We start from the raw sequence: 12,306 nt of genomic DNA, 5'->3' as shown, positions 1-12,306 counted from the left end.
TTTGTGCATGGCACATATAAGAAAGATATGCATATTTTTTCACATCATGAATACGAACAAAAAATAAGGAGGTTTCCTTTTATGTCAAAAGCTAAATCCTTTATTACAGGTGTTATTTGCGGGGGAGCAGTTGCTGGACTGGCCGTTCTTTTCTCAACTCCTTCTTCTGGTAAAGACATGCGCGGCAAGTTAAAAGAAAAAGGAAATGATATTAAAAAGACTTTAGCTGATATTACAGCTGATACGAAATTATTAAAGCGTCAAATTGTTGAAACTGCTTCAGAAGGTAAAGAAGTGTTTCAAGAATTAAAAGATGACATGCAAGACACGCTTTCTAACTGGAAACAAGATATTTCTCAAAACAAGCGCCATATTGAGAAAGAAATTTTAGACATCCAAAAGTCAATTGAGAAACTGCAAGAAGCTGTTCCAGAAAAAGCGTAAACAAATTCCTGCTTAGTTTTTTGCATATAACAAATATTTTTTATATAAATTGACCTTGACACGGCATATCGTATAGATATGCCGTGTTTTTATGCATTTACAATATATGTTATCAATTAACATGTAAGGGCAACGCATGTATTCACGACTCATAAAACGCTTCCATAGTTATGCATGATTTGTATAGAATGTCATTTTGTTAAAAAATTTTCACAATTCTTACAAAAAGACTTTATTAATTTTTATTTTACTGGCATAATAGATAGTAATGAAAAAGAATGTTAAAGTGGGTGAGTAAATGAAAAGTGGAGAAAAAGATTACTCGGTAAAAGAAGCGATGATTTTCAGCCAACGCATTGCTCAATTATCGAAAGCGTTATGGAAATGTGTAGAGAAAGATTGGCAGCAGTGGATTAAACCTTACGATTTAAATATTAATGAACATCATATTTTAACAATCGCTTATCATTTAAAAGGGGCTTCTATTTCTGAGATTGCTAAGTTTGGAGTTATGCATGTATCAACAGCGTTTAACTTCTCGAAAAAGCTGGAAGAACGCGGCTATCTTGTATTCTCAAAAAAGGAAGATGATAAACGAAATACGTACATTGAAATTACAGACAAAGGGGAAGAATTACTACTTCGCTTAATGGAGGAGTATGATCCTGAAAATAATTCAGTGTTTAATGGGGCTCTTGCACTTCGTAATTTTTATGGGAAGTTCCCAGAAAATATCGAACTGATTGCAATCCTGCGTAATATTTACGGACAAGACTTTATCGATATTTTTGAGAAATCATTAGAAGATATTGAAGAGAACTTTACAGAATCCGATCAAAAGTTAGTTAAGAAATAATCTATTTATTTTTTCGCAATCATGCTTAAGAATTCATTCATAAGCGGCTTAAATAAACCTTGTTTTGCTAGCGCTTCCGCAGTTTCGTGTACTTCGAGCTGATGTGGAAGCGCTTTTTCAAATTGATCTAACAGCGCATCGAACAAAAGAAGCCCTTCTGCTTTCTCCACTACATATTGCTCGTTCAGTTTTTCACAAAGATTTAGTATACGTTCAATATCTTTTTTACGAGCTTTTTTCTTTATGATCAAAGAATAAAATGGACACTTCTCTTCATCAATCATTTTAAATAGTAGGTCTACGTAGTATTCAGCTTGTTCTAATCTTCTAACAACGTCCATTTTCTCCCTCACTTTCTAACACAAAGTCTTCTATTTCTGAATTTTGTAACACGAACAAAATATCGTGTGATACAATATATGTATATGTATTTTAGCCAAAAGGAGGTCTCGCCTCATGACACTTATAACAGTTGTTTTTGTCGCATTCGCACTTCTTGTTATATTTTACACGAATTTCATGACACATACACTGTGTGAACGAAAACAAATAGCTGCGAGCCGCCAGCCCGGTGTCTTTCGGGTTATTAATGTATGTATAACAATTTTATTAATTTCTAGTTATATAGAAATTATATTTCATGGAAAGTGAGGAAGGAAAGCCCCTTCCTCACTTTTTTCCTCTATAAGCAAATTATACCTACAATAACCAATAAAATAAACAGTACAAGTAATAAAATAAGTTGAGAATTCATCCCCATCCCCTCCTCTATTCTGTATATGCGGCATACGCCCAATATGGCACACTTTCAAAATCTGACACGTACTGGTTAATTTTTCTTTATCAATATGAAAACGCGTCGAAATATGATATATTAAATTTTGTACATATTGCTTATACTATAGAACAAAACATTCATCAAAACTTTATCCTCAGCCACGGTAAGCCCTGTTAAGCGCGCTTTACCAATACAAAAAAGCAAAAGTATCAGTGAGACTTAATCGGGCTCTTATGAATTTAAAATTCATCGGTGTAGGATAAATTAAAAATACATAATAGTAGGAGTGTTTATCGAATGAAGAAAGCTATGCTTGCCTTAGCCGCAACAAGTGTAATCGCATTATCAGCATGTGGAACATCATCATCAGACAAAATCGTTACATCTAAAGCTGGTGACATTACAAAAGAAGAATTCTACGATCAAATGAAGACACAAGCTGGTAAACAAGTACTAAACAACATGGTTATGGAAAAAGTACTTATTAAAAACTACAAAGTTGAAGACAAAGATGTAGACAAAAAGTTCGATGAAATGAAAAAACAATACGGTGATCAATTCGATACCCTAATGAAACAACAAGGTATTAAAGAAGAAACTATAAAAAATAGTGTACGTGCTCAATTAGCTCAAGAAAAAGCGGTTGAACAATCGATTACTGATAAAGATGTAAAAGCAAAATTCGAGGATTATAAAAAGGAAATTAAAGCAAGTCATATCCTTGTAAAAGATGAAGAAACTGCTAAAAAAGTGAAAGATGAACTTGCTCAAGGTAAATCTTTCGAAGAATTAGCAAAACAATACTCTGAAGATACAGGTTCAAAAGAAAAAGGTGGCGACTTAGGATTCTTCGGACCAGGGAAAATGGTAAAAGAATTTGAAGAAGCAGCTCAAAAGTTGAAAAAAGGTGAAGTAAGCGAACCTGTAAAAACACAATTTGGTTACCATATTATTAAAGTAACTGATAATCACGCAGATGCTACTTTCGATAAAGCAAAAGCTGATATTAAAAAATCACTAGCTCAAGAGAAAACGCAAGATGCTCAATTCATGAACGATCTTATGATGAAAGAAATCAAAAAAGCTGACGTAAAAGTTGACGATAAAGATTTAAAAGATCTTTTCAAAGAGCAAAAAGCTGACGAGAAAAAAGACGAAAAGAAATAATGAAGTAAAAAGCTTGGGCTTCGGCCCGAGCTTTTTTATGTATCCTCTTCGTTAATGAAAGTTTATTTTTTCATTCGTTTAACTAAAACCATCTTTTATGCATTTCACTTAAAAACATTTCTGTAATTTTAAATCCAGAATTTTCTCCTATAATAGAGTCAATCCCGCAATGCGGACAAACTGCTGTGTTATCATCATCCCACCACTCTGTAATTTTTTCTGGATGAAAAATTTCTAAACAATAGAAACAACCACATATAACATCCTTTTCTAAGTGCTTTCTATTACGAGAACAAAAACGATGCGCTTCCTCAAAATATTTTTGCATCAGTATCCCCCTATTCCTGATTTTCTTCTTTGCTTTACTTACATTCTCCTCAATAAAATTGCAATTCTTCCTTAAAGAAAAACACAAAAAAACCTTGATCCACGCCACGCAGAACCAAGGTTTATCTTATTATCATTGATTAAATTCAAAAACTATGTTAAATTAGAACAGAAACACGTTTTATAAAAAGAAAGGAACGTATTTATCCGTATCTTAATTTTACACCAAAACACATCTTCAGTCAACCTCTATTTTTCACTTTTAAAGGAGTGCTTACCGTATGAACAAAAAACTTGATCTAGAGCAAAAAAGATTGGATACCGTAATCGAGACAATTACGGAGCAAATTGATAAACTGGAAAACGAAACCGGCAGACGCCGGGCAGAAGTAATCAATATTCGTAAACACTTTTGGGATGATGTGAAAGTGAACACGGATACTTTTGATGATTATCTTGAAACAGTTATCAACTTAAGACAACAAGCTCAGTCACTAGCTGTCACACAAATCACCCATAAGCACACCTTCAATCGACTTGCCGCATTAAGACGCATGCATAAAGCACCTTACTTCGGGCGAATTGATTTCAAAGAAGAAGGAGAATCTGCTGCGGATCAAATTTATATCGGCGTAGCTACACTTACTGATGCAAGCGGAGAAAACTTCCTTATATATGACTGGCGCGCACCCATTTCGAGTGTGTACTACGATTATCCACCAGGACCGGCTGAATACAGTACACCAGGAGGCGTAATCCACGGTAATGTGGAGAAAAAATTACAATATATTATTCAAAATGGCGAGATTGATTCAATGTTCGATACGAGCCTTACAATTGGCGATGAAATCTTGCAACAAGCGCTCGGAAAAGGTACGAATAAACATATGCAAAGCATCGTTGCTACAATTCAGCGCGAGCAAAATGAAATTATCCGTCACGATGAAGGCCGACTACTTATCGTGCAAGGCGCTGCTGGTAGCGGGAAAACGTCAGCTGCCCTGCAACGAATCGCCTACTTACTATATAAATATCGCGAATGGCTAAAAGCGGATCAAATTATTCTCTTCTCCCCTAACTCTATGTTCAACAGCTACGTATCTAACGTACTACCTGAACTCGGTGAAGAAAATATGCAACAAGTGACGTTCCAAGAATATTTAAACCATAGACTAAGCAAGTCATTTGACGTTGAAGATCCTTATGAACAATTAGAGTATATGTTAGCAGAAACGAATAGCCCTACCTATAAAACGAGAAATGCGAGCATTCGATTTAAAGCATCTACTCAATTTTTTGAGATGATTAGAACGTACAGACAATCTCTTGAATCTTCAGGCATGCTATTTAGAGGAATGAAATTTAGAGGAAAATTAATTGTTTCTGCTAAAGAAATTACAGAGCAATTTTATAATACTGACTCCTCCCTCCGCTTCCATAATCGAATTGAAAAGTTAACGGATTGGCTAAATAAACAAATAGATGCAATTGAAAAAGCAGAACTGAAAAAGCCTTGGGTAGAAGAAGAAATTGAATTACTGAGTAAAGATGAATACCAAAAGGCTTATAAATATTTACAGAAAAAAGGCGAGTTTGACGACAACTCCTTTCATGATTTTGAAAAAGAAACGAAAGTACTTGGACGTATGATTGTCCGTAAAAAATTGAAACCACTTCGTAAAGGCGTTCAAACATTGCGTTTCATCAATTTCACAGGCATATATAAACAGCTCTTCACAGATGCATCATGGGTTACTGGAGAAAAACCGAAAGAATGGGATGACATTTGCTCCTTAACAGTAAACATGCTTGATGAAGGAAAGCTATATTACGAGGATGCGACGCCATTTTTACTTTTAAAAGAATTAATTGAAGGCTTCCAAACGAATAGATCGATTAAACACGTACTCGTAGACGAAGCGCAAGATTACTCGCCGTTTCAATTTGAGTTTTTAAAACGCCTCTTCCCTGCCGCAAGAATGACTGTACTCGGGGACTTTAACCAAGCGATATTTGCCCACGCGAGTGAAGCAGTGAATTTCAACACACTTACTAGCTTATACGGACCAGATGAAACGAACGGCATCAACTTAACTCGTAGCTATCGCTCAACAAAACCGATTATTGAATTTACACGTGCTCTCGTACCGGAAGGCAACAACATTCACGCCTTTGAACGTGACGGTGAGAAACCTACAGTGACGAAAGTAGCTGATTACAGCGAACTGCACGAGCACATTACTGCAAAAGTTACTGAATTACAAAAACAAAATCACAATACGATCGCAATTATATGTAAATCCGCAGCTGAAAGCGCCGCTGCATACGAAGCACTCCGTCATATCGAGAATATTAAACTCGTGAAGAGTAACTCAGCCGAGTATGAGCAAGGCATCGTCGTGATCCCTGCTTATTTAGCGAAGGGTATTGAATTTGACGCTGTTATTATTTATGATGCTTCTGAAGATGTATACAGTGATGAGAGCGTACGTAGATTGTTCTACACTGCTTGTACGCGCGCGATGCATGAGTTGCAACTTTATAGTGTTGGCGAGGTTAGTCCTTTTGTGCTTGGGGCTGATTCGGATAGTTTTGAACTAATAACTAAAACACCTTGATGATTATCAAGGTGTTTTTTACAATAAGAATGTTATTTTTCCTAACTATCTATTTACGTTTTTGAAACAACACAATTAAGACTGGTAATATGGTTAAAGCGCAGAATAAAGAAAGTGTTGTATCAATAACAGTTGTAATACCAAATTCACGTAAGACTGGGAAGTTAACAAAAATTAACGTTGAGAATCCAACAATTACTGTTAATCCTGAAGCTGTAATGGCTTGCCCCACTTTTGAAAGAGAGACGCGAATTGCTTCTTTGGGAGACAGTCCCTTCGCCTCTTCTTCACGATATCTTTCCATAATGAGAATCGTAAACTCTGTTCCAATTCCAAGTACAAGGCAGCTTAGCGCTGTTGTTAGCGGATTATATGAAATATCGAGTAGTTTTAAAGCACCAGGCGAAAATCCTAATACTAAAACAATTGGTATTAATGGATATAATGCATGTTTTACGCGGCGATACACCAGGAGTAAAGATAAGAAAATAATGAGCAGCCCTGCGCAAATCATTAATTCACTATTTGCACCAATGTTATCAATACCATACAGCATCATAACTTGCGCGCCCGCTGGCTTCATTTTCACACCATCGACCGGCTTCATATCCTTTGATATGTTATGCATCAACTTCAATTGATCCGCCGAAGACAGATCTGGATTCACTTGGAACTGAACTGTTGCGTATTTTTTGTTTTTACTTATAACGGTTTCTTTCAGAGAATTTGGCACGTTTTCAAGCTCATTTGCTACTTGTGCAGTAGATTCTGGCAACGCACTTTTCCCATTGATTTGCAAAATAGCTTTAGGCAGTGATATGACATCACTCACATCTTTATATTTGTTTTCAATCTTTTCACTTTCATTATGCATCCAAGACATTACTTTCGGTTCCGTGACGTCCTCTGCTTCTACTAAATACGTAATATATGTTGTAGAGCCAACTATCTTTTGTAATTGTTTCGTATTTTTTAATGTCTCCATATTTTGCGGAATCATTTTTGTTAAGTCTGTTTCAGTTGGTATAGACTTTTCTGCTATAAATCCAAGACCAGATAAAATAACTGAAACGATTAAAATAGGAATTGCGAGTTTCATAGCTAGATTCGCGTATTGATTTAAGAAACGTGATAACATTGTGTTTTTATCTACATCACCTTTTAATGTAGGTACTTCTTTTTTGCGATCTAATAAGTAGAATGTTGAGAACATCAATAATAGTTCAACAACGTAACAGAATATAACACCTATCGCTAAAGTTAATCCAAATTGTTGCATCATCGGCGCTTTCGATAAATACATTGTCAGGAAGCTTAAACTCATAATCACAACTGCAATTCCCACGCCAGGTCCAATATGACGAACGGCATGTAATGTTGCAAGCTTCGCATTACATCCACTCGTTTTATATTCCTCTTCATATCTATTATGGAATTGAACACCGAAGTCAGTGCCGAGCCCTATAATGATTGGTAGTGTCGCCATTGTTGCGAGTGTAATCGGGATTCCGGCCCATCCCATGAAACCAAATGTCCATATTAATCCGACTAACACAAAGGCTAATGAAATAATACGACGTCTTACAGGGAATACGAAGAATAGTACAACAATCATTAATAGAACCGCTAAACCGAGCATGATTCCTAATGTCGTTATGACCTCTTCTTGAATATCCCCTAAAATCGCAGGCATTCCAGCTACCTTTACTGTTACACCTTGACTGAAATTCGTATCTTTAATAAGTTCATTTAGCTCTTTATTCATACGTACATACGTCGTCATCTCTGTATTATTTGATGTGTGAAGCTGAATCACAACGTGTTTTCCATTCCCAGGAATGAGTTGTTTCAATTGGTCTGGTACTTTCCCTTTATTAGAAAAGACGATTTCATGAAGTAAATCATTATTCATATTTTGAACATTCGGTAGAGCTTTCAAAATAGCTCGTTGCATATGATCTTTTTGTTGCTCTGTTAAAATGCTTTGCGTATACTTTGCAACTTCATCATTTTGCTTTTCCGTTAAAACAGATTGCGTTATTTTCTCTTGCTCATCAACTGTAGGAGTATGTTCGAGCGCGACTAATTGTTTTTGTATTTCTTGCATTTGTTCAGCTGCAAGTTGTTGCTGAATAAACACTCCCATTTTTTCACGTTGCTCATTCGTTAAACTGCTTTTGACGTTATTATTAATTTCATTCATTTTTTCGCTTGAAATAGAGTTTTTCAAAGCTGTTTCTAATTTCTCATTTGCTACTCCTGTATCAAATGTTGAAAATGAAGGAGCAGGAGCGGATAACATTTCATTTAATAAGCCAACATAATGTGTTGATCCGGTAATATCTTTAATACCTTCTGCTTTTTTAGTGAATTCTACAATTGCTTTATTTGTTTCTTGTGAAAGCAATGTATCACTCTCTCCACTAAGCAATACGTATATACCATCCCCGCCAAAATGTTTTTGGTACGTTTCTGTATCCTTATAAACATCAGATGTATTACTTAGAAATACATCATTCCCCATCTTCATCTCAATTTTCGTTATACCAAATACGAAAAATATCGTTAAACATAATATAAGTGCAATATTCATCTTCGCGTACTTGATGATAAACCGTCCAATTGTATCAAAAACCTTATTCATCGTTTTCCTCCTTTGCTATGCTCAATAATTTATCATAGGCTTTAGAGGAAAACGATGAATAAAAATGAATATACGTCTCAAAATGAGACATATGTCTTATTTTGGTTCATTTATGAGAAAATTGTTAACGATATGGATGAGTTCTTCTTTTGAATACGGATATTCATTATTTACCCATTTTTTTACGATCTCAAAAAATCCACTACAATAAAAATCACATAACACATTTGGATAATCTGAATTTTGGATTTGTCTTGAAAGAGGGTCGTTATATTGCGTTGCATTTTCATATAAGGACTCCCCGCCAAGTTGAATCAACTTATCATATAATTCACGGCTATTATTTTTACTCGTAACATTAAAAAACAACGCACGATTCACATCTATGTAGTCAATTACTTCTTCAAAAAATGTACGTTCCAAATTCAAACCTTGCTTCGTTTGTTCAAATAGCTCTATGGCAATAGTATTTATCGTGGCACTAAAGAGCTCATACTTATCAACGTAATAACGGTAAAACGTACTTCTATGAATCATTGCTTTTTCGCAAATATGATTAATCGTAATGGCTGAGAATGGTTTTTCTTTTAATAGTTCTATGAAAGTGTTCGTTATTAAAATTTGTGTACGTAAACGCGTAAGGTTACTCAATTTATTTGTCCTCCTATATGTAAGTGATGCTAAAATATCATTTTGTTGTTCTTTTAGTATGCCGTACTTGATTATAATAGTGAATTCTTTTTACATATAAAAGAAACACCTTGATCATTATCAAGGTGTTCTCTTCATTCTAAATGGCATATCTTTACGTCGATATACACTTAACACAATCCCCATTAAAAGCGCATGAAATACAGTCGGTGTTAATCCATAACTAATAAAAGGTAATGATATAGCAGCAATCGGCAATAAGCCTAAAATCATGCCCACGTTATAAATAAACTGGACTACAAAAAGAGTCATTCCTCCAATGAGAAGCAATTTACCATATCGGTCATTTATTTTATAAGATATGATTACTAATCTTGCTACAAAAAGAGAAAGAACAGAAACCAGAATTAACGCAAGCACATACCCATAATAGTAAGTCAAACTTGCAAATACAAAATCAGTATCCGCAGCAGGGATGAATTTTGTATCTCCAGATGTACCAAACCAACCAGCCGATGACATTACCTCTTTTAAACGTATATACATAAATCCTGCACCACCTGCATCACTCTCCGGATTTAAATACCCTAAAATTCTATCTAAGTGGTATCCTGAAGACCAGGATACCGATGCCCTGATAATAAATAAACAAATGGGTACAATCGTAATAATCAACGCCGTTTTCTTTCCTAACTTACTCCACCAAAGCATAACGAATACCATTGTCATATAAACAAAAATTGACGAAAGGGTTGATACAATCAAAAATAAATACAAAGAAAATAAATATAAAACCACAAGATGTATAATCTTTAACCTACTATCATTAAAAAAAGAAGCCCAAGCTAGAAAAAAGAAAGGCACTGCCATTAGACAGTCAATTGCAATTGGGCCGATTTGTATTAACGGTTCTCCAATCATTGAAGCGTTTGGAAAACAGTATAGCATTAACAGGACAACTACTCCGATTATATAAAACAACCATCCCATTCTCTCTAATTTCCGATAATCAAGTAACATCATTCCAATCGCTGTTACAACACCGAGAATAACAAATATCACCTTATTTATTATTACATCATTCGTATATCCAAAAACTAAAACCGGCAAAAATCCTAACCCCATAGCAGCCACTAATAAAATAAGTAAGAACCAATCAACCTTTGGCTTATGCAGTTTGTTAAGTTCTTGTCCCAATTTAATCGGACTTCCCATTTGTTCAACGGCCTTATCTTCAGCAACTTCCTCACTTAAGCCTTTCTCTATCCACATATTCTTCGTCTGTTTCAAGTGAAAATCTAGTTCCGCTGCTACTAAGTCCTTCGCTTCTTTTGATTTAATATGGTTCGTAACTTCTTTTAAAAAACGCTCCCCTTTTTTGCTCAATTTTTTCTCACTCCTGTACTAATCCTTTTAATATAAATCGTGCCTTCGTAGCATTTTTCTCTGCCTTTCGCAGCATCTTGTTTCCTTTATCAGTTAATTGATAATATTTAGCTCCTGCGTGATCCCAGCTAGATTGGATAAAGCGATTCTGTTCTAGACGATGTAATAAAGTGTATAGAGACCCTTCATCACCTTCGAATTTTTGAATTCCCCTCCCCCGCAGTAACTGCATCAATTCATAACCTGTTTTTTCATTCATAAGAAGTTGCAACACTGCTAAGAGGATGTCTTCTTCCTTTTCGGACGATTGATTGATTTTTTCGCGCACCCGCTTTTGGTGCTGATCAGAAAAACTCAAATGTTTAAACGTTGTGTTCTCCATTGATTTTCGCAAACCTTTTAATCGATCTTCCATTTGATTATTCCTCCAATCCTTTCTTCAAAAGCTCCTTCGCTTTTTTCAGTCTCGTTTTTATCGTGTTTTCCTTCACTTCTATTACCGTAGCAACCTCTTTAATTGATAATTCCTCATAATAAAATAGATAAATCACTTCTCGATATTTTATCGGTAAATTCATTACTGCAGAAGCCAGTTCACGATCCTCCGCATTTTGAATGACAGTTTGTTCCACACTTTCTTTTTGACTCCCCATATACGTAAAGTCATCCTCTGTCACAATAACTTTTTTGTTATACCAACTTTTTAAATAGTCCTTACAATGATTGATTGCAATTCTCCATAACCATGTTTTTAAGTTCGAATTCCCTTTATATGTATGAAGAGATTTATAGCATTTTACAAATATATCTTGCGTTAAATCCTCCGCAACCTCTTTATTATTCACATATGAATACACAAGCTGCAGGACTTCTTGTCCATACTTGTTCATGATTTCGTCGATAAGGTCCTCCTTATCTTCTATTTCAAACGCTTCTATCGTTAATTCATCCACATCATTTCCTCCTTCCCATATATTAGACGACGCACTGTATGGAAAAGTTTTATAAATTCATAAAAAAATACGGATGGTAATGTCCATACCGTTTTTTTATGAATATTTATTTACTTCTTGTCCCCTGACACTAATGCTCTGCTTAAAAACAGGAATTTTCATCCATATATCTTGTTCCCTATTTTAAAACATAATACAATTAATATGTAACTTAATAAGCTATAACTAGTAGGTGTGGTAATCATCTCTTCCATTTTGAAAAAAGGGGGAGGTGATAATATGATCGCGATGTTTGTAATTAAATTAGTGTATGGTATCCTAACCGGAGCTGGCGTTGTCATCGGTAGAAGATACGTCGGTCCATGGCTAATTTCTGTATACAAAAAAGCGAGAACCACCCTGCTTTGAACTGGACCCAAAAAGTTGGACACATATTTAAGCAGCTAATAAGGATTGAACTCTGTATTGTACAGGGGGCAATC

Annotated in this window: 12 protein-coding genes; 5 read left to right on the top strand and 7 right to left on the bottom strand. The window is 35.2% G+C overall.

What is annotated here, in order from left to right:
- Positions 1-81: 81 nt before the first annotated feature.
- Positions 82-444 (top strand): YtxH domain-containing protein, encoded by a 363-nt coding sequence (locus ACQRBL_RS04990; RefSeq protein ID WP_000030302.1) that lies wholly within the window; start codon positions 82-84, stop codon positions 442-444.
- Positions 445-742: 298 nt separating this feature from the next.
- Entirely contained in the window at positions 743-1,300 is a 558-nt protein-coding gene (locus ACQRBL_RS04985) for an HTH-type transcriptional regulator Hpr (RefSeq protein WP_000834924.1), read from the top strand.
- 5 nt (positions 1,301-1,305) lie between these two features.
- Here ACQRBL_RS04985 and ACQRBL_RS04980 read toward each other — a convergent pair whose 3' ends face one another.
- Positions 1,306-1,641, bottom strand: coding sequence for a DUF1878 family protein (locus ACQRBL_RS04980; protein ID WP_000383655.1), 336 nt, complete (start codon positions 1,639-1,641; stop codon positions 1,306-1,308).
- Between the two features lie 115 nt (positions 1,642-1,756).
- On the opposite strand from ACQRBL_RS04980, the gene ACQRBL_RS04975 reads away from it, so the two are divergent.
- Together ACQRBL_RS04975 and prsA are read left to right on the top strand one after the other, a co-directional pair.
- On the top strand, positions 1,757-1,951 hold the full coding sequence (locus ACQRBL_RS04975; protein WP_000172690.1) for a hypothetical protein: 195 nt from the start codon (positions 1,757-1,759) through the stop codon (positions 1,949-1,951).
- A gap of 424 nt (positions 1,952-2,375) precedes the next feature.
- Positions 2,376-3,245, top strand: a complete 870-nt coding sequence (prsA, locus tag ACQRBL_RS04970; RefSeq protein WP_023521358.1) for a peptidylprolyl isomerase PrsA — start codon at positions 2,376-2,378, stop codon at positions 3,243-3,245.
- A gap of 82 nt (positions 3,246-3,327) precedes the next feature.
- On the opposite strand, the gene ACQRBL_RS04965 is transcribed toward prsA, so the two are convergent.
- A complete protein-coding gene (locus tag ACQRBL_RS04965; RefSeq protein ID WP_001174905.1) occupies positions 3,328-3,573 on the bottom strand; it encodes a hypothetical protein in 246 nt (81 codons plus the stop codon).
- Between the two features lie 280 nt (positions 3,574-3,853).
- On the opposite strand from ACQRBL_RS04965, the gene helD reads away from it, so the two are divergent.
- The gene (gene helD / locus ACQRBL_RS04960; protein WP_098256880.1) at positions 3,854-6,190 is read left to right on the top strand and encodes an RNA polymerase recycling motor HelD; all 2,337 of its coding nucleotides are present in this window, start codon (positions 3,854-3,856) and stop codon (positions 6,188-6,190) included.
- 49 nt (positions 6,191-6,239) lie between these two features.
- On the opposite strand, the gene ACQRBL_RS04955 is transcribed toward helD, so the two are convergent.
- The 5 genes from ACQRBL_RS04955 to ACQRBL_RS04935 all read right to left on the bottom strand — a co-directional run bounded on the left by ACQRBL_RS04955 (position 6,240) and on the right by ACQRBL_RS04935 (position 11,824).
- Positions 6,240-8,834, bottom strand: coding sequence for an efflux RND transporter permease subunit (locus ACQRBL_RS04955; protein WP_098256879.1), 2,595 nt, complete (start codon positions 8,832-8,834; stop codon positions 6,240-6,242).
- Positions 8,835-8,930: 96 nt separating this feature from the next.
- Positions 8,931-9,485, bottom strand: coding sequence for a TetR/AcrR family transcriptional regulator (locus tag ACQRBL_RS04950; protein ID WP_078993484.1), 555 nt, complete (start codon positions 9,483-9,485; stop codon positions 8,931-8,933).
- A 120-nt stretch (positions 9,486-9,605) separates the two neighbouring features.
- A complete protein-coding gene (locus ACQRBL_RS04945) occupies positions 9,606-10,871 on the bottom strand; it encodes an FtsW/RodA/SpoVE family cell cycle protein (protein WP_078993483.1) in 1,266 nt (421 codons plus the stop codon).
- 7 nt (positions 10,872-10,878) lie between these two features.
- A complete protein-coding gene (locus ACQRBL_RS04940) occupies positions 10,879-11,286 on the bottom strand; it encodes a PadR family transcriptional regulator (protein WP_078993482.1) in 408 nt (135 codons plus the stop codon).
- 4 nt (positions 11,287-11,290) lie between these two features.
- Entirely contained in the window at positions 11,291-11,824 is a 534-nt protein-coding gene (locus ACQRBL_RS04935) for a sigma-70 family RNA polymerase sigma factor (RefSeq protein WP_000343998.1), read from the bottom strand.
- Positions 11,825-12,306 lie beyond the last annotated feature (482 nt).

Source organism: Bacillus sp. AF62 (assembly GCF_050312695.1).
In the GTDB taxonomy this organism is placed as follows: domain Bacteria; phylum Bacillota; class Bacilli; order Bacillales; family Bacillaceae_G; genus Bacillus_A; species Bacillus_A cereus.
The sequence above is the reverse complement of the archived record's forward strand: the minus strand, read 5'-3'. Positions and strand labels throughout refer to the sequence as shown.

Excerpts from the sequence above, each read along its gene's own strand:
- ACQRBL_RS04990 (WP_000030302.1), top strand. The coding sequence starts at position 82 with ATGTCAAAAGCTAAATCCTTTATTACAGGTGTTATTTGCGGGGGAGCA.
- ACQRBL_RS04985 (WP_000834924.1), top strand. The coding sequence starts at position 743 with ATGAAAAGTGGAGAAAAAGATTACTCGGTAAAAGAAGCGATGATTTTC.
- ACQRBL_RS04980 (WP_000383655.1), bottom strand. The coding sequence starts at position 1,641 with ATGGACGTTGTTAGAAGATTAGAACAAGCTGAATACTACGTAGACCTA.
- ACQRBL_RS04975 (WP_000172690.1), top strand. The coding sequence starts at position 1,757 with ATGACACTTATAACAGTTGTTTTTGTCGCATTCGCACTTCTTGTTATA.
- prsA (WP_023521358.1), top strand. The coding sequence starts at position 2,376 with ATGAAGAAAGCTATGCTTGCCTTAGCCGCAACAAGTGTAATCGCATTA.
- ACQRBL_RS04965 (WP_001174905.1), bottom strand. The coding sequence starts at position 3,573 with ATGCAAAAATATTTTGAGGAAGCGCATCGTTTTTGTTCTCGTAATAGA.
- helD (WP_098256880.1), top strand. The coding sequence starts at position 3,854 with ATGAACAAAAAACTTGATCTAGAGCAAAAAAGATTGGATACCGTAATC.
- ACQRBL_RS04955 (WP_098256879.1), bottom strand. The coding sequence starts at position 8,834 with ATGAATAAGGTTTTTGATACAATTGGACGGTTTATCATCAAGTACGCG.
- ACQRBL_RS04940 (WP_078993482.1), bottom strand. The coding sequence starts at position 11,286 with ATGGAAGATCGATTAAAAGGTTTGCGAAAATCAATGGAGAACACAACG.